18 protein-coding genes and 1 pseudogene are annotated in these 16,618 nt (G+C 68.5%); 10 read left to right on the top strand and 9 right to left on the bottom strand.

The window, feature by feature from the left end:
* Positions 1-297 precede the first annotated feature (297 nt).
* The 3 genes from ACFVM3_RS36770 to ppgK form a co-directional block, all read right to left on the bottom strand.
* Positions 298-816, bottom strand: coding sequence for a pyridoxamine 5'-phosphate oxidase family protein (locus ACFVM3_RS36770; RefSeq protein WP_378444480.1), 519 nt, complete (start codon positions 814-816; stop codon positions 298-300).
* Positions 817-909: 93 nt separating this feature from the next.
* Positions 910-2,310, bottom strand: coding sequence for an RNA polymerase sigma factor (locus tag ACFVM3_RS36765; protein ID WP_126731519.1), 1,401 nt, complete (start codon positions 2,308-2,310; stop codon positions 910-912).
* A gap of 246 nt (positions 2,311-2,556) precedes the next feature.
* On the bottom strand, positions 2,557-3,318 hold the full coding sequence (gene ppgK / locus ACFVM3_RS36760; protein WP_378444481.1) for a polyphosphate--glucose phosphotransferase: 762 nt from the start codon (positions 3,316-3,318) through the stop codon (positions 2,557-2,559).
* Positions 3,319-3,385: 67 nt separating this feature from the next.
* Between ppgK and ACFVM3_RS36755 the strand changes: the two genes are divergently transcribed.
* Entirely contained in the window at positions 3,386-4,204 is an 819-nt protein-coding gene (locus tag ACFVM3_RS36755; protein ID WP_378444479.1) for an inositol monophosphatase family protein, read from the top strand.
* A gap of 79 nt (positions 4,205-4,283) precedes the next feature.
* Here ACFVM3_RS36755 and cei read toward each other — a convergent pair whose 3' ends face one another.
* Positions 4,284-4,967, bottom strand: coding sequence for an envelope integrity protein Cei (gene cei / locus ACFVM3_RS36750; RefSeq protein ID WP_378444478.1), 684 nt, complete (start codon positions 4,965-4,967; stop codon positions 4,284-4,286).
* Positions 4,968-5,421: 454 nt separating this feature from the next.
* Here cei and ACFVM3_RS36745 point away from each other — a divergent pair, with 454 nt between their 5' ends.
* Positions 5,422-5,730: a DUF4193 domain-containing protein gene (locus tag ACFVM3_RS36745; RefSeq protein WP_005164528.1), complete on the top strand. Its 309-nt coding sequence runs from the start codon at positions 5,422-5,424 to the stop codon at positions 5,728-5,730.
* A gap of 94 nt (positions 5,731-5,824) precedes the next feature.
* Here the strand turns inward: ACFVM3_RS36745 and ACFVM3_RS36740 are convergent, their stop codons facing one another.
* A complete protein-coding gene (locus ACFVM3_RS36740) occupies positions 5,825-6,319 on the bottom strand; it encodes a DUF3093 domain-containing protein (protein WP_378444477.1) in 495 nt (164 codons plus the stop codon).
* A gap of 24 nt (positions 6,320-6,343) precedes the next feature.
* Here ACFVM3_RS36740 and dut point away from each other — a divergent pair, with 24 nt between their 5' ends.
* Positions 6,344-6,826 carry a dUTP diphosphatase gene (gene dut, locus ACFVM3_RS36735; RefSeq protein ID WP_007033571.1) on the top strand — a complete coding sequence of 161 codons (483 nt, stop codon included), beginning with the start codon at positions 6,344-6,346 and terminating at the stop codon, positions 6,824-6,826.
* A complete protein-coding gene (locus ACFVM3_RS36730; RefSeq protein WP_378444476.1) occupies positions 6,826-7,479 on the top strand; it encodes a DUF3710 domain-containing protein in 654 nt (217 codons plus the stop codon). The genes dut and ACFVM3_RS36730 overlap by 1 nt, the downstream gene beginning before the upstream one ends.
* Here ACFVM3_RS36730 and ACFVM3_RS36725 read toward each other — a convergent pair.
* Positions 7,476-8,183, bottom strand: a complete 708-nt coding sequence (locus ACFVM3_RS36725) for an alpha/beta fold hydrolase (RefSeq protein WP_378444475.1) — start codon at positions 8,181-8,183, stop codon at positions 7,476-7,478. The genes ACFVM3_RS36730 and ACFVM3_RS36725 overlap by 4 nt on opposite strands.
* A gap of 103 nt (positions 8,184-8,286) precedes the next feature.
* Here ACFVM3_RS36725 and ACFVM3_RS36720 point away from each other — a divergent pair, with 103 nt between their 5' ends.
* Both ACFVM3_RS36720 and ACFVM3_RS36715 read left to right on the top strand, forming a co-directional pair.
* On the top strand, positions 8,287-8,667 hold the full coding sequence (locus ACFVM3_RS36720; RefSeq protein WP_034316985.1) for an OB-fold nucleic acid binding domain-containing protein: 381 nt from the start codon (positions 8,287-8,289) through the stop codon (positions 8,665-8,667).
* Positions 8,668-8,676: 9 nt separating this feature from the next.
* Positions 8,677-9,405, top strand: a complete 729-nt coding sequence (locus ACFVM3_RS36715) for a DUF3159 domain-containing protein (protein WP_378444474.1) — start codon at positions 8,677-8,679, stop codon at positions 9,403-9,405.
* On the opposite strand, the gene ACFVM3_RS36710 is transcribed toward ACFVM3_RS36715, so the two are convergent.
* Both ACFVM3_RS36710 and ACFVM3_RS36705 read right to left on the bottom strand, forming a co-directional pair.
* Entirely contained in the window at positions 9,402-10,058 is a 657-nt protein-coding gene (locus ACFVM3_RS36710) for a TrkA family potassium uptake protein (RefSeq protein WP_016332961.1), read from the bottom strand. The two genes, ACFVM3_RS36715 and ACFVM3_RS36710, sit on opposite strands and share 4 nt — an antisense overlap.
* The gene (locus ACFVM3_RS36705) at positions 10,058-10,723 is read right to left on the bottom strand and encodes a potassium channel family protein (RefSeq protein WP_378444473.1); all 666 of its coding nucleotides are present in this window, start codon (positions 10,721-10,723) and stop codon (positions 10,058-10,060) included. The genes ACFVM3_RS36710 and ACFVM3_RS36705 overlap by 1 nt, the downstream gene beginning before the upstream one ends.
* A 98-nt stretch (positions 10,724-10,821) precedes the next feature.
* On the opposite strand from ACFVM3_RS36705, the gene ACFVM3_RS36700 reads away from it, so the two are divergent.
* From ACFVM3_RS36700 to ACFVM3_RS36685, 4 genes and pseudogenes are all read left to right on the top strand, one after another.
* The gene (locus ACFVM3_RS36700; protein WP_378444472.1) at positions 10,822-12,849 is read left to right on the top strand and encodes an APC family permease; all 2,028 of its coding nucleotides are present in this window, start codon (positions 10,822-10,824) and stop codon (positions 12,847-12,849) included.
* Positions 12,846-14,051, top strand: a complete 1,206-nt coding sequence (locus ACFVM3_RS36695; RefSeq protein ID WP_378444471.1) for a class I SAM-dependent RNA methyltransferase — start codon at positions 12,846-12,848, stop codon at positions 14,049-14,051. Before ACFVM3_RS36700 ends, ACFVM3_RS36695 begins: the two co-directional genes overlap by 4 nt.
* Positions 14,052-14,278: 227 nt before the next feature.
* A complete protein-coding gene (locus ACFVM3_RS36690; RefSeq protein WP_378444470.1) occupies positions 14,279-14,623 on the top strand; it encodes a hypothetical protein in 345 nt (114 codons plus the stop codon).
* A 3-nt stretch (positions 14,624-14,626) separates the two neighbouring features.
* Positions 14,627-14,933: pseudogene (locus ACFVM3_RS36685) on the top strand (IS5/IS1182 family transposase); the annotation flags it as partial.
* A gap of 128 nt (positions 14,934-15,061) precedes the next feature.
* On the opposite strand, the gene ACFVM3_RS36680 reads toward ACFVM3_RS36685, so the two are convergent.
* Positions 15,062-16,318 (bottom strand): DUF222 domain-containing protein, encoded by a 1,257-nt coding sequence (locus ACFVM3_RS36680; protein ID WP_378444469.1) that lies wholly within the window; start codon positions 16,316-16,318, stop codon positions 15,062-15,064.
* Between the last annotated feature and the right edge of the window lie 300 nt (positions 16,319-16,618).

Raw genomic sequence — 16,618 nt, 5'->3', positions numbered from 1 at the left:
CCCCCTTACTTGCGCCAGGCGCAAGTAAGGGGGCCTTCATGTACCTCAGGCGGGCAAGGGAGCGCCGGTAGCGAGGTGATCAGCTCTCGTGACTGACCGGACGACACGCGTGATCCGGAGGACGACACGCGTGACTGAATGGACGACACGACCGCGGCCGGGGTTCCGCCGCGAGTCGTCCGTCCAATCACGCGAGTCGTCCGTCCAATCACAGGTGTCGTCCGTTCAGTCACGCGAAACCGCCGCCCGCACATCGGCAGCACGCGCCTAAGCCGCCCTTTGGCTCTAACCGGCCGGTCAGGGGGCGAAGTCCCAGCGCGTGGCGCCGTGGGGTTCCGCGCTCGCCACGCCGATCGCGCGGCGCAGGGTGAGGCGGTACAGGTGCCACGGCGGCGGTCCCGCGCTGGGCGCGCTGAAGGGAGCCGTGAGCCCGTCGCCCTCCACCGTCGCGGGCCAGCCGCCCGTCCGGTAGACCGCCGCCACCCGCTCCAGCGTCGCCGGGTCGGTGACGCGGTGCGCCTCGCCCTCCATCGTGAGGTCGATTCCCCGCAGCCGCACCGAAACCGAGCACGCCGGGTTCGCGGCCAGGTTGCGGGACCGGCGGGTGCCCGGCCCACCCTTGAAGTACAGGGCGTCGTCCACCCACACGGCGCCGACGCCTGCCGAATGCGGGCGGCCGTCGGGGCGCACGGTGGTCACGAAGAAGGTCAGGTCGGCGGTCGGGGTGTCCTCGGCGAGGACGTCCCGCGCGCGGCTCCAGGGGAGTTCCGCGGCTCCGTAGCGGTCGAGGTTCTTGGTGGCGTGGGGTTTCGTCATACCCACGCGTCGAACGGGCGGGCCGCGATTCGACACCGGACGCGAAAAACCCCGCCACCGAAACGGCGACGGGGTCTTCCGTGAACCCTGGGATCAGTCCAGGTAGTCGCGCAGCACCTGCGAACGCGACGGGTGACGCAGCTTCGACATCGTCTTCGACTCGATCTGCCGGATGCGCTCACGGGTCACCCCGTACACCTGGCCGATCTCGTCGAGCGTGCGCGGCTGGCCGTCGGTGAGGCCGAACCGCAGCCGCACCACACCCGCTTCACGTTCGGACAGCGTCTGCAGCACCGACTGGAGCTGGTCCTGCAGCAGCGTGAACGACACCGCGTCGACCGCGACGACGGCCTCGGAGTCTTCGATGAAGTCACCGAGCTGCGAGTCGCCCTCGTCGCCGATGGTCTGGTCGAGCGAGATCGGCTCGCGGGCGTACTGCTGGATCTCGAGGACCTTCTCCGGGGAGATGTCCATTTCCTTCGCGAGCTCTTCGGGGGTGGGCTCGCGACCGAGGTCCTGCAGCAGTTCGCGCTGTATACGGCCGAGCTTGTTGATGACCTCGACCATGTGCACCGGGATACGGATGGTGCGGGCCTGGTCGGCCATCGCGCGGGTGATCGCCTGACGGATCCACCAGGTGGCGTACGTGGAGAACTTGTAGCCCTTGGTGTAGTCGAACTTCTCGACCGCGCGGATCAGGCCGAGGTTGCCCTCCTGGATCAGGTCCAGGAACGCCATGCCGCGGCCGGTGTAGCGCTTGGCCAGCGAGACCACGAGCCGGAGGTTCGCCTCCAGCAGGTGGTTCTTCGCCCGCTCACCGTCGCGCACGATCCACTTGAGGTCGCGCCGCATCTGAGTGACGAGCTTCTCGCCCTCCTCCTCGGCGTTGCGGACGCGCTCGGCGGCGTAGAGCCCGGCCTCGATGCGCTTGGCGAGCTCCACCTCCTCCTCGGCGTTCAGCAGGGCGACCTTGCCGATCTGCTTGAGGTACGCGCGGACCGAGTCGGCCGAAGCGGTGAGCTCGGCGTCCTTGCGGGCCTGGCGCAGCGCCTCGGACTCCTCCTCGTCCCAGACGAAGTCCGGGTTGTCGGAGGTCTTTCCGGCGTTCTTGTCGGTCGACGTGCGGCGCCCGCGGGCGGGCGTCTCTTCGACGTCCTCGTCGGACTCCGCGTCCTCTTCCGTCTCTTCGGTGACGGAAGCGTCGACGACGTCCACCTCGACCTCTTCGAGGTCCGACAGGTCCGGCGTTTCGAGGTCGGCTTCGTCGAGCTCTACCGGACCGTCTTCCGGATCGCCGTCTTCGGTCTTGGCACCCTTGGTGGTGGGTTTCTTGGCCGGAGCCTTCTTCGCCGGGGCCTTCTTCGCGCCGGCCGCCTTGGCGGCGGTCTTGCGCGCCGCGGGCTTCGCCGCGTCGGTGGCTGCCTCGTCGGCCGGCTCGCCGGCTGCGGTCGCTGTCTTCGTCCCGCTTCGGGTTGCGGTTCTTGCGGCTGCCACTTACGCCCTTTCGCAGCGGTCGATCATGACGAGCCGAGGCGTGATGGTCTCGGCTGCCTCAAACTTCGGGGAACACCCCTCGGCCTGCGGTTTCCCTCGTTCTCGTGGGTGCCGCCGCCGTGGGCCGTGTTCCATTGTAACGACGATACGTGACAGCGTCGCGGCGCGGACCACCACCCGGCGGGCGCGACACGCCGTGCGACCCGCCGAAGTGACATCCGTGGCGCGGATGTCAGCGTGCGCGCGTCAGTGCTCGATGCCCTCCGCGGCGGCCGCCGCCGCGCCGACGATGCCCGCGTTGTTCTGCAACGACGCGACGATCACCGGTGTCCGGATGTCGAGCAGCGGGACCCATTTGTGCGACTTCTTGCTGACCCCGCCACCGACGATGAACAGATCCGGCCAGATCAGGTTTTCCAGCACGGACAGATACCTGTTCACCCGTTCCGCCCATTCGGGATACGAGAGCTCCTCGTTGTCCTTCACCGACGCCGCGGCCTTCTTCTCCGCGTCGAAGCCGTCGACCTCGATGTGGCCGAACTCGGTGTTGGGCACCAGCTTCCCGTCCTGGAAGACCGCGCTGCCGATGCCGGTGCCGAAGGTCAGCAGCGCCGTGACACCGCGCCGCGCGGCCGGGTCGCCCCAGCGGATCTCGGCCATACCGGCGGCGTCCGCGTCGTTGAGCATCGCGATGTCGTCCACGCCGCGGCCGAGTCGCTTGGCGAACAGGGCGTCGGCGTCGGTGCCGATCCACGCTTGGTCGATGTTGGCCGCGGTGTGCGCGACCCCCTTCTTGACCACCGCGGGCAGGGTGACGCCCACCGGGCCGTCCCAGCCCGCCTGGCCGGTGATCTCGGCGACGACGTCCGCCACCGCCTCCGGGGTCGACGGCTTCGGCGTGTCGATACGGATCCGGTCGCCGATCAGCTGTCCTTGCGCCAAGTCGACCAGCGCGCCCTTGATCCCGCTGCCGCCGATGTCGATACCGAAACCTCGGGTCGCCTCCACCACGGACGTGGTCCCTTCTCGCACGATTCAGAAGCCTGCCTCGGAGACTTTAACCGGATGTGGTGACATGGCGGACGTGGGAGTTGACGAGACGTTGCTGAAGAGTGTCGCCGAGCGTGTCGCGGGCGAGGCCGCCGAACTGGTCCGCGAGGCCTGGACCGGGATGAACGCGGGCCGCGAGGTGCGCGTGGACACCAAATCCGCCGACACCGACGTGGTGACCGCGGTGGACCACGAGTCGGAACGGCTGGTGCGCGCCCGGCTCGCCGAACTGCGCCCGGACGACGCCGTGCTCGGCGAGGAGGGCGGCGGGATCGCAGGGGACGGGGTGACCTGGGTGGTCGACCCGATCGACGGGACGGTGAACTTCCTCTACGGGCTGCCCTGGTTCGCCGTCTCGGTGGCCGCGCAGGTCGGCGGGGTGTCGGTGGCTGGCGCCGTCGTCGAACCGGTCAGCGGGCGCCGCTGGACCGCCGCGCGCGGGCAGGGCGCGTTCCTCGACGGGCGGCGGCTGGCGGTCAACGCCCCCGCCCGGCTGGATTTGACGCTCGTCGGCACTGGATTCGCCTACAAGGTCGAACGGCGGACCAAGCAGGCCCGTTTCGTCGCCGAATTGGCGACCCGGGTGCGGGACGTGCGGCGCAACGGGGCCGCCTCGCTCGATCTGTGCGCGGTCGCGGCGGGCTGGCTGGACGCCTACGTCGAGCACGGCCTCGGGCACTGGGACTGGGCCGCGGGGGCGCTCATCGCCGCCGAGGCGGGCGCCCAGGTGTCGCTGCCGGGCGAGGACGCTGACCTCGGGCCGGACGCGACCTTCGCGGTGGCGCCGTCGATCGAAGGGCCGTTGCGTCAGGCGCTGATCGACTCGGGTGTGGGCGCTATCTGAGCCCTTGGGCAGTGCTATGAAAGGTCCTTTCCTTGCAAAATTTGCAAGGAAAGGACCTTTCATAGCACTTGGGAGAGTGTCAGCAGGGGGCTTCGCGCGCGGCCTTCAGCAGCGTCTGGTCGATCACCGGGGCACCGCCGCCCGCGGACTGCTCGCCGCCGCCGCTGCCCTGCTGCGCCTTCGACCACTTCGTGAGCTGGTCGAGGATCTGGCGGGCCTCCGCCTTCGGGCGGACGTCGCCGAGCAGGGTGCCGGTGGTGAACGTGACCGAAGCGTCCTTGCGGTTGTCCTTGACCAATTCGGCGCACGGGACCACCAGGCTCAGCGTGCGGGCCGCGGCGGCGCCGTTCTCGCCGAAGCGGATCTGGCCGCGGCACTTGGCTTCGGCGTTCTTGTAGGCCGGGTCGACGTCCGGCTCGACGATCTGGGCGAAGCCGAGTTCCTTCAGCGTGCTGGTGACGATGCCGCCCTGGCCGCGGACCTGTGATCCGTTGAGCACCTGGACGGCGACCTTGTCCGGCGGCACCGGCGCGCGGTCGTCGAGACCGTTGTGGGCCAGCGGCGTGTAGGTGACACCCTGCTGCGGGGCGGGCGGGGGATCACAGCGGACCTTGGCGTCGACGTCGGCATTGCTCGCCACGACGTTCACCCAGACGATCACCGCGCCGAGAGCCATCACCCCGATGACGATGAGCGCGGGCAGCGGCTTGCGCTTGCGATACGGCCTCGCCCCGCGGTCCCCGATGCCGTTCCCCGACGCCACCTGCCAGTCCCTTCCCCAAAGCCCGGATCCCCGGACGGTGCTTCATGTCACCATCGTCTCCGATCAGCCTATGCGTTGCGGCGAAGGTGATCGGTGCGGGCCTCCGGATAGCACCACGCGATGACCACTCCGGGCAAGCAGCCGGGCCCAAGGGGTGAGGTACCCGACGCGGGGGCAACCCATTCGGACGACAGGCGTCTTGAGAACAGGGTTCCCCCTGTTGGGTGACGTAATCGCGGCAATGTCTGACTCGTTGCAGAGCCGGTATCAGCGTGAGCTACCCTTCGCGGGCTCAGGCGGCAGTAAGAGGCGCAAAAGAGAGACCTCGCTCACTGCCCAGCCGGGCACAAACAGGGGCGCTGGGACGTTAACCAGCGGCACGAAGGACTCACGAGCCGCGCGCTCGCGGGTCCGGGCCATCTGACATCGAAAGCATCGCAGGGGTGAGGGACTAATGGCGACCGACTACGACGCTCCGCGCCGCAGCGAAGCCGACGAGCTGGCCGAAGACTCGTTGGAAGAGCTGAAGGCAAGGCGTAACGAAAACCAGTCCGGCGTCGTGGACGTCGACGAGGACGCGACCGCCGAGAACTTCGAGCTGCCGGGCGCGGACCTCTCCGGACTTTCCGGTGAGGACCTGACCGTCAAGGTCGTGCCCAAGCAGGCCGACGAGTTCACCTGCTCCGTCTGCTTCCTGGTGCACCACCGCAGCAGGCTGGCCGAGGAGAGTGGCGGACGGCTCATCTGCCGCGACTGCGCCTGAGCCTACGGGCACAGGGGACGGCGCGACAGGGGCTTCGGGGACTGAAACAGGAATAAAGGGGGCCGGCCGTGGTGGCCGGCCCCCTTTTCCACGTCTAGGACTTCTCGGCGGTCTGCCGCAGCAGCGCGGCCACCTTCTCCGGATGCCGGGTGCTGAACAGCCAGTACGGCGTCGGGTCGTCCGGGTCGGTCAGCCAGACCCGGACGACCGGGCCGACCCACCCCCGGTGCAGCACGAACGCCGCCGGATCGGCGTCGCGGCCGAGCGCCTTGCGCTTCGCTTCCTTGTCGATGACGTCGACGTCGCCGACGAACTTGAGCGGCAGATGCGCGTCGCGCAGCCACAGCTCCGGCTCGGCGCCGCCGGTCACCCGGACGCGGGACCGGCCGAGCGAGATCATCAGCGCGATCACCGCGGGGATCAGGACCACATACGGCAGCCACCCGCGCAGCCCTGGATAGCCCATGTCGATCTCCGCCGCCAGCAGCCCGCCGCCCAGAAGCGGCAACGGCCAGCCCCACCACGGGACGTAGAGCCGCTCTGAATGCTTGACGGCGCCGCCTTCGGCCGTGTTCACGCTTTCACCCACGCCTTCAGGGTAGTCTCGCCGCCCGTGTCCACCGTTCAGGTACTGCTTTCCCGGATCGATCCTTCGGTCCCCCTTCCCGCCTACGCGCGCCCCGGTGACGCGGGCGCCGACCTCGTCACCACCTCGGATCTCGTGCTCGCGCCCGGTGAACGCGGCGTGGTCGGCACGGGCGTCGCGATCGCGCTGCCGCCCGGATACGCGGGCTTCGTCCACCCGCGCTCGGGTCTCGCCGCCCGCGTCGGCCTCTCGGTCGTCAACACCCCGGGCACGATCGACTCCGGGTACCGCGGTGAGATCCGCGTCTGCCTGATCAACCATGATCTCTCCGAGAAGGTCGTGCTCACCCGCGGCGACCGGATCGCGCAACTGGTCGTGCAACGGGTCGAACAGGCCGAGTTCGTCGAGGTCGCCGAACTCGAGCCGTCCGAGCGCGGCGAGGGAGGGTATGGCTCCACGGGCGGACACGCCACACTGGGAGCCGGAGCCAGGGAAGGAACGGAGAACTAGTGGGGATTTTCGGACGCAAGCGCGCGAAGCCGAGCGGACGGCACGCCGCGCCGGAGGTCGATGAGCGTCCAGGTGCCGAGGACGACGGCGAGGAGATCGAGCCGCAGCTGTCGGAGACCTCCGACGGCCCCTTCGACCTCGCCGACGCGCCCGACGACGGCATCCCGCGGATCGACCTCGGCTCGGTGAAGGTGCCGGTGCCCGACGGTTCCCAGGTCCAGGTCGAGATGGACCCGGAGAGCGGCGGTGTCCGCGCGGTGCACGTCGTCACCGAGCAGGGCCAGATCACCGTCAGCGGCTACGCGGCGCCTCGGTCCGGCGGCCTGTGGAAGGACGTCAGCACCGAGCTCACCGAGCAGCTGCGCGCCGACGGAGCCAAGGTCTCGGTCGGCATGGGGGAGTGGGGGCTGGAGCTGTCCGCGATCGTCGGTGACGTCGCGCTGCGGTTCGTCGGGGTCGACGGTCCGCGCTGGATGCTCCGCGGCGTCATCGCCGGCCCGCAGTCGCAGGCGTCACAGGCGCCGGCCGTGCTGCGGGAGATCGTGCGGCACACCATCGTCGACCGCGGTGACGCGCCGATGCCGGTCCGCACCCCGCTCACCATCACACTGCCCGACGCCGTCGCGCAGCACATCGCCGAACAGCAGGGCTAGCGGGCTCTCAGCCAGGCCAGGACGGTCGCCCGGCCCAGGGATTCCCGGTCCGCGCCGAGGGCGGTGAGCGTCGACTCGCCGACCTCGGCGCGCGGCAGGGCCTCCGCCCAGGCGCGGGCGACCCCCACCGGATGGATCGGGTCGTCCGCGCACGCGCCGATCCCCGCGGGCACGTCGATGCCCTTCAGGTCCTCCAGAGACGGAGCGGGACGGCCCGCCGCCGTCCGCAGGCTCGCCGCCAGTCCGTCGCCGTGCCGCCGCCACGCGCGGCCGAGTTCCGCCGAAAGCCACTCCGGCACGCCGTCCGCCGAGTTCGCCAGCGCGCCGTCGACCCCGTTTTCGGCCACCAGATCCGCTGACAGCCGCGCGGCGAGCGACGCGGGTGCTCGTCCGGCCGGGCCGTTCCAGGCCGGGAGAGCGGCCAGCAGGCCGGTGCATCGCCCCGGTTCGCGCGCCGCCCACTCCGCCGACAGGTGCGCGCCGAACGAGATACCGCCGACGAGCAGCGGACCGTGCTCGGCGGCGAGCCTGTCCAGCTCTTCGAGATAGCCGTCGGCGAGCCGGTCGCCGGGAGGCGGCGGCGGGGCGATCAACCGGATGCCGAGCGCTCGCAGCGGACCGGCGAACACGGCGCGCACGAACACTTCGTCGGACCCGGTGCCGGGGAGTACTACTGCCGTCGTAGGCGGAATAGCGGAGGTCACGTTGCGATATTCCCCTAAACCCGTTCTCCTGGTCGGAGCACAGTTACGCTGGATTACGCACGGGCCGTTCAAGTCGGGGGCCCCGGAGCACAGGAGCACCGTTATGTCCGCCAAAGACGGCGGCTACTTCAGCCGGCTGGTCCGCAAGCTGACCAGCGACGTCGAGGATCTCGACGCCGACGATCTGTCCGAAAAATCCGAGGCCGGCGGAGCGCAGCGAGCCTGCGACTGCCGGTCGGGTCAAGAGGTGACGGTGCTCGGGAGACTCCGCAGCGTGGAGCTCTGCCCGACCAACGAGGCGGCGACGCTGCAGGCCGAGCTGTTCGACGGCACGCAGGGTGTGACGCTAATCTGGCTCGGACGCCGCCGGATCCCCGGGATCGAACCCGGGCGAACCATCAAGGTGCGCGGCCGGATGGCCGAACGTGATGGTCAGAAGGTGCTGTACAACCCCTATTACGAACTTCAGAGCCCTGTGAGTTGATCCCGCATCGTGACTGAACCCGTCGGCGGCGAAGAGAAGACCGAAGACAAGAAGCCGCAGCCCACCCTGTTGGAACAGATGGGCGGGCTGTCCGGACTGTTCTATTCCTCGCTGCCGGTCATCGTGTTCGTGATCGCGAACGCGATCTTCGGGCTCACGGTGGGGATCTGGGCCGCGGTGGGCAGCGCGGTGGCGATCACCGTGCTGCGGATCGTGCGCAAGGAGCCGCTGCAGCCCGCGATCTCCGGGTTCTTCGGGGTGGCGATCGCGGCGTTCATCGCCTACCGGACCGGTTCGGCCAAGGGCTTCTTCCTGTTCGGCATCTGGACGAGCCTGGTCTACTGCGGCGTCTTCGTGCTCTCGATCGTCGTCCGCTGGCCGCTCGCCGGCGTGGTGTGGAACGCGCTCAACGGCAGCGGCCACGCCTGGCGCAAGGACAAGAAGTCGCTGATCTCGTACTCGATCGCGACCGCCGCGATGGCGCTGATCTTCGGTGCCCGGTTCGTCGTGCAGCGCTGGCTGTACGACGAGGACTACACCGGCTGGCTGGCCTTCGCGAAGATCGCGATGGGCTACCCGCTGTACGCGCTCGGCCTGCTCACGGTCGTGTGGGCGGTGCGGCGGTCGGACAAGCACCTCAAGGCGCTCGCCGAAGAGGCCCCGCGCGAAGAGACCGACGAAGAGGTCGAGGCGCGCCGGCGCGCGAAGTACGCGCAGGCGCCCGCCGTCGAGAACTAATATCCCAGCGCGGTCCGGATCTCCGGTTCCACGTCCGAAGTCGCCACGAAGAGCAGCTCGTCACCCGGCTCCAGCGGGTCCTCGGGCTGCGGCACGATCACGCGGTCCCCGCGCAGGATCGTCACCAGCGCCGCGTCACGCGGCAGGTTGATCTCGCTGACCGCCTTGCCCGCCAGCGGGGTCTCCTCCGGCAGGGTGAGTTCGACGAGGTTCGCCTGGCTCTGCCGGAACGTCATCAGCCGCACCAGATCGCCGACGCTCACCGCCTCCTCGACCATCGCCGCGAGCATCCGCGGGGTCGACACGGCGACGTCGACCCCCCAGGCGTCGTTGAACAGCCACTCGTTGGCCGGGTTGTTCACCCGTGCCACCACCCGGCGCACCGCGAACTCGGTCTTCGCCAGCAGCGACACCACCAGGTTCGCCTTGTCGTCGCCGGTCGCGGCGATCACGACGTCGCACTCCTCGATCCCGGACTCCTCCAGGATCGACACCTCGCACGCGTCGCCCAGCACCCAGTCCGCCTGCTCCACGGTGTGCGGCTCGAACTGGTCGGCCTCACGTTCGATGAGCATCACCTGGTGGCGCCCGTCGATCAGCTCCGCGGCGATCGACCGGCCCACCGCGCCGGCCCCGGCAATCGCGACCCGCATCAGTTCTCCTCTTCCGGTTCGCGAGCGGCGACGGTGGTCACGTCGCTGACAGTGCCCGATTTCGCGGCGACGTACACGACGTCGTCGGCCTGGATCACAGCCTTGGTGTCGGGTAGCACCGCGGTGCCGAACCGCATCATGAACGCGACCCGCGCGCCGGTCGTGTCCTGCAGTTCGCGCACGCTGCGCCCGATCCAGCCTTCGTGCAGGGGGAGTTGCAGGAGCGCCACACTGCCGGACGGGTCCCGCCACTCCGAGGCGACGCCGTCGGGGAGGAGCGTCCGGAGGAACCGGTCGGTCGTCCACGGCACGGTCGCCACGGTCGGAATGCCCAGCCGTTCGTAGACCGCCGCGCGCTTGTGGTCGTAGATCCTGGCGACGACCTTGTCGATGCCGAAGTTCTCCCTCGCCACCCGCGCCGAGATGATGTTGGAGTTGTCGCCGCTGGACACCGCCGCGAAAGCCCCCGCGCGTTCGATCCCGGCCTCGATCAGCACCTGCCGGTCGAAGCCGACGCCGACCACCTGCTGACCGTGGAAATCACTGCCGAGCCGCCGGAACGCCTGCTGGGTCTTGTCGATGATGGCGACTTCGTGTCCCAGCCGCTCCAGCGCCGCGGCCAGGGATGCGCCGACCCGGCCGCATCCCATGATCACCACGTGCACGCACTGCCTCCTTAGTCAGCGAACGTTTCACCCGTCCGCAGGTACCCAGACACACCAGCGCCGAACCTACCTTGGGGGCCGACCGTTAGTCTTCTGCGGTGTCGAAGTTCCCGACCGTAGTGAAGAGGCTCGTCCTCGGACGTCCATTCCGGAGTGACCGCCTCTCGCATACGCTGCTGCCGAAGCGCATCGCGCTGCCGATTTTCGCGTCCGACGCGTTGTCGAGCGTCGCCTACGCGCCTGAGGAGATCTTTCTGACCCTCAGTGTCGCCGGGTTGTCCGCGTACGCGTTCGCGCCGTGGATCGGCGTCGCCGTAGCGCTCGTCATGCTGGTCGTGGTCGCGTCCTACCGGCAGAACGTGCACGCCTATCCCAGCGGCGGCGGAGACTACGAAGTCGCCAATACCAACCTCGGCGGCAAATTCGGGCTCACCGTGGCCAGCGCCCTGCTGGTCGACTACGTGCTCACCGTGGCGGTGTCGACGTCGTCCGGCGTGGCGAACATCGGTTCCGCCATTCCCTGGGTGGCGCAGCACAAGGTGATCGCCGCGGTCATCATCGTGGTCGTGCTGACCGCGCTGAATCTGCGCGGAGTGCGCGAATCGGGCAAAGCGTTCGCGATCCCGACCTACGGGTTCATCATCGGCATCCTCGGCATGGTGATCTGGGGGCTGATCGAGGCGGCCTCCGGCGCCGACATGCGGGCCGAGAGCGCGGATTTCCAACTGCACGAAGAAGCCTCTTTGACCGGTTTCGCCTTTTTCTTCCTGTTGTTGCGCACGTTCTCCTCCGGCGCGGCGGCGCTGACCGGGGTCGAGGCGATCAGCAACGGTGTCCCGGCGTTCCAGAAGCCGAAATCGAAGAACGCCGCCACCACCCTGCTGATGATGGGCGTGCTCGCGGTGACGATGCTGATCGGCATCATCACGCTGGCGATCATCACCGACGTCAAATTCGCCGAGCACCCGGAGACACAGCTCACCGGCACCCCGGCGGGCTACGAGCAGAAGACGATCGTCGCGCAGATCGCGCAGGCGGTGTTCGCCGACTTCACCCCCGCGTTCTACTACATCTCCTTCGCCACCGGCATCATCCTGCTGCTGGCCGCGAACACGGCGTTCAACGGCTTCCCGGTGCTCGGCTCGATCCTCGCGCAGGATCGCTACCTGCCGCGCCAGCTGCACACCCGGGGCGACAGGCTGGCCTTCTCCAACGGCATCCTGTTCCTGTCGGCGTTCGCGCTGGTGCTGATCATCGCCTTCGACGCCGAGGTGACGAAGCTCATCCAGCTCTACATCGTGGGAGTGTTCGTCTCCTTCACGATCAGCCAAGCCGGCATGATCCGGCATTGGAACCGGCTGCTGGCAAGGGAAACCGATCCGGTGGTGCGGCGGCGGATGCGGCGTTCGCAGACGGTCAACGCGATCGGCCTCACCATGACCGGCACCGTGCTGATCATCGTGCTGGTCACGAAGTTCCTGCTCGGCGCGTGGATCGCGATCGCGGCCATGGTGGCGATCTACATCCTGATGACCGCGATCCGGAGGCATTACGACCGGGTCGCGGAAGAATTGCGCGAGATGGACCGCAAGCCGACCGTCTTGCCTTCGCGCAACCACGCGATCGTGCTGATTTCGAAACTGCACCTGCCGACCCTGCGCGCGCTCTCCTACGCCAAGGCGGTGCGCCCGGACGTCCTCGAAGCCGTCACGGTGAACGTCGACGACGCCGAGACCCGTAAACTCGTCCAGGAATGGGACGACCACAATTTCAAGGTGCCGCTGAAGGTGATCGAATCGCCGTATCGCGAGATCACGAAACCGGTGCTCGACTACGTGAAGCGTGTCCGCGGCGACAACCCGCGCAACGTGGTGACCGTGTTCATCCCCGAGTACGTGGTCGGGCACTGGTGGGAGCAGGTCCTGCACAACCAGAGCGCGCTGCGGCTCAAGGGCAGGCTCCTGTTCCAGCCCGGCGTCATGGTGACCAGCGTGCCGTGGCAGCTCGAATCGTCCGAAAAGGCGATCAAACGCGACCGCAAGGCCCGGCCGGCGGCCGGAGATGTGCGGCGCGGATTCTCCCCGGTCGTCAAGCAACCCGAAACGAAGAAGGACAAAGCAGAATGAGTGTGGACGCGTCGACCGGCACCTGGCTCGGACGAACGATCGAGCTGGAGGTCGGCGCGGTCGCGCACGGCGGGCACTGCGTCGCGCGGGCGGAGGGGCGGGTCGTGTTCGTGCGGCACGCGCTGCCCGGCGAGCGGGTCCTGGCCTTGGTCACCGAGGACAAGGGCGGCTCGTTCTGCCGCGCCGACGCCGTCGAGGTCCTGGAGGCGTCGCCGGAACGCGTCGAGCCGCCGTGCCCGCTCGCGGCGCCGGGGGAGTGCGGCGGCTGCGACTGGCAGCACGCCACGCCCGGATACCAGCGTGAACTCAAGGCGGCGGTGGTCGCGGAGCAGCTCAAGCGGCTGGCCGGGATCGAGCGCGACGTCGTCGTCGAAGCGCTCGAGGGTGGCCCGCTGGACTGGCGCAGCCGCGTCCGGCTCGTCGCGGGCAAGGACGGCAGGGCCGGTTTCCGGGCGCACCACAGTCACCGCGTGATCCCCGTCGACGATTGCCCGATCACCGTCCCCGGCGCGCTCGACGACGTCGTTTCGCGGAAGTGGCGCCCGGGCAGCGAAATCGAGGTCACCAAGGACGGCGAGGGAAAGGTGCACCTTCGCGACCTGTCGACGGTCCACGGGAAGACCCGCTCGCGGCAGCTGGCCGGTGGGATCGCCGTGCAGCACGCCGCAGGCCGCGACTGGCGCCTGGACGCCCACGGCTTCTGGCAGGTCCACCCGGCCGCCGCGGAAACGCTCGCCGCCGTCGTCGCGGAATGGGCAGAGGCGCCGCGTGACGGCGTGGCATGGGACCTGTACGCCGGCGTCGGCCTCTTCGCGTCGGTGCTCGCCGAGCAGGTCGGCCCGCGTGGACGCGTGCTGGCCATCGAGTCCGGCCGCCGCGCCGTCGCCGACGGCGAGGAGAACCTGGTCGGCCTCCCACAGGTCCGCTGGCGCTCCGGCAAGGTCGAGCACCTGCTGGCCGACGCCCCGAAACCGGTCGACGTCGTCGTCCTCGACCCGCCGCGCAAGGGCGCGGGCAAGGCCGTCGTCGATTCCATTGTGGAGGGTTCGCCCGACCGGATCGTCTACGTGGCGTGCGACCCCGCCGCGCTGGCGCGGGACATCGCGCTGTTCGCCGGGCACGGCTACGGCCTGGTCGATCTGCGTGCCTTCGACGCTTTTCCGATGACGCACCACGTCGAATGCGTTGCGTTGCTGCAATAACGCGGTATTTGTAATCCGTCGGAATGGACTGGCTTCTTTTGGCTTGTCCTGGCGCCTTCGTGCTCGCTAACTTGAGTTTCCGATTCCGAAAACGGTAAGGGAACTCGAACTCACTCATGGATTATCTTACGTCGGTATGCGGTGATTGCGACGGTAAAGGCTGTGCCGGCTGCGACGGGCACGGCACGATCACCATCGTGGAGGACTGACGAGTGGCGGAGCCGTCAATGCTTCCTCCCGGTGTCACGGCACAGGAGATCAGTTACCGGAACGGCCGGAAACAAGTCATCTACACGGCGCCGTACCCATCCGAGGGCCCGGTGCTCGCGCGCGATCTGCTGGGCAGGCAGGCGTGGATGTTCATGTACGCGCATTTCGTCTTCACCTGGGTGGAAGGCGCGGTACAGGTGCAGGTCAGTCACGGAACCTTGAATGGACCGAAGATGCCGCTGTGGAAGGGGATCAGTATCTCCGCTTATTGGTCGGGTCCCGCACTGGCGGAATTCGGGCAGGCGTGGGCGCTGCAGCAGATGACCGGAAATCGGGGCACCCCGGCCGTTGTTTCCATTTGAGATCCGCCCGTGCGGGGCAGGCCCGGGCCGCCGCGGCGCCGGATCTACGCCGACCGGGCCTATGACCACGACAAATACCGCCGTCTTGTCCGCCACGGGAATCACCCCGGTCATCGCCCGCCGCGGCGAGCAGCACGGCTCCGGTCTCGGTGTTCACCGCTGGGCCGTCGAAGGCGCCTTCGCCCTGCTGCACTGGTTCCGCCGCCTACGCATCCGCTGGGAGGTACGCGACGACCTCCACCAAGGCTTCCTCACCCTCGGCTGCGCCATCATCTGCTGGTGCAGACTCAAAGACCACTCAATCTGTTAGGACCCCTAAGGGGCAGTGAAGAAAACCCGAAACGGCGGGCGTCTCGGCACTCGCGGTCATCCTGGCCGAATATGGGCATGCCGAGGAGCCCGTCGCCGGTGCGGTCGGCGGGCTCCTCGGGCTTGGGATCAAGTCACGACGCGGTGGAGGGTGTTGCGTCGTGGCACCTGTAGTGGGTCGAGATAGTGGGGCGGCACGAACTCCGGTATCCCGTCGGGCGCCATCCGAACCTGCCAGTCGCCGTGGTGGATGAGCCGATGGTGGAAGCCACAGAGCAGGACCAGGTTCCGCAGATCGGTGGGGCCGCCGTCCGCCCAATGCCGAATATGGTGGGCGTGACAGTGCTTCGGCGCCCGATGGCACCCAGGGAACGCACAGCCACCGTCGCGGATGTTCAGGGCCCGGCGCTGGCCGGGCGTGACGAAGCGCTTCATCCGTCCGACGTCGAGAGGCTCACCGGCGGCGCCGAGCACCACGGGGACCATCAAACAGTCGCAAGCGGCCATGCGGGCTTCGCGGGCGGTGATCTTCCCGACGAAGTCGAGGCACGCGGTCCCGAGCCCGGTCTTCAAGGCTTCGAGCCCGACGGTCACGTGCACCAGCGTGCGATAGCCGGAAGTGCCGGGTTGGTCGGGGCAGGCGATGGCGAGGTCGACGAGGTCGGCCCACGCGTCGCCTCGGCGTTGAGGCATGGTGCGGTGGTCGGCCTGGCCGAACTCGTCGACCGGCCGCTTCGCCCCGTAGGCGTCCAGCGCGGCCGCGGTGCGGGCGCCGGTCTCGGGGTCCAGGAGCCCGGACAGTTTCCAGAAGCCGTCCTTGCGGCGCTCGACGAACACCTCGCGGCGCGGCGGCTTCGGTTCTGGGTCCTTCGGCTCGTTGCCATCGGGGTCGAGGTGCGCGAGCAGGTTCGCGCCTGCTTCGGCGATCGCTTTCGGTCCGGCGTCGCGGGCGAGATCGGCGAGGATCTTCTCCGCCCCGGCTCGTTCGTCCGCGGGCACGTCGGAGGGGATTTTGCGCAGAATCTCCAGGATCAGGTCGATGTGCTGCTCACCGATCGCACCGTCGTCGGCAGCGGCGGCCGTCGCGGGCGCGAACACGGCCCCGTCGCCGCCGACGCCCCGCGCGGGGTTCAAGGCCAGGGCCCGGTCCACCATGTCTTGCGCGTCGCCTCGGGAGATCCGGGCGACGTCGGCGAGCCACGATGCCGCGCTCCCATAGCCGAACAAGTCTTCCGCGCCCCGCGACTCGACTTCCGCCAGGTACTTTCCCAACCCGGCTGAGGCCACTCTCATGACCTGCAGCAGGTGCGTTACGCCATGGGCAAGCTCCAGCTTGCCGGCGCGCCACAGTTCCTGGGGCAGTGGGGGAATGGTCGTCTCGGGCACGTCTCCATATTACCGAAAAATGTCGTGGGAATCATTTGTAATTTTAAGCAACAACAGTAATCGCATATTTGCCACTGATGGGTGATTCGGGTGGTGTGCGTCGTGACTCCCGCGATTGGTGAAGGTGGCTGAACGCTGAATGAGGCGAAGGCCTTCATCCTTACTGCAGGCGCGAGAAAGGCGCCTTCGCGAGCTGGCGCAACAGGTCGGGTCTCGTGAGTGGTGGGGGGGGGTTGAAACCCACCGACCCCAAACCCCAAAAAAAAAAAAACACATGAAGTTTTAAGTTTATAAACCCCC

The organism is Amycolatopsis sp. NPDC057786 (genome assembly GCF_042797905.1).
Classification (GTDB): domain Bacteria; phylum Actinomycetota; class Actinomycetes; order Mycobacteriales; family Pseudonocardiaceae; genus Amycolatopsis.
Note: the sequence above shows the minus strand (reverse complement) of the source record. Positions and strands in the feature narration are given on the sequence as shown.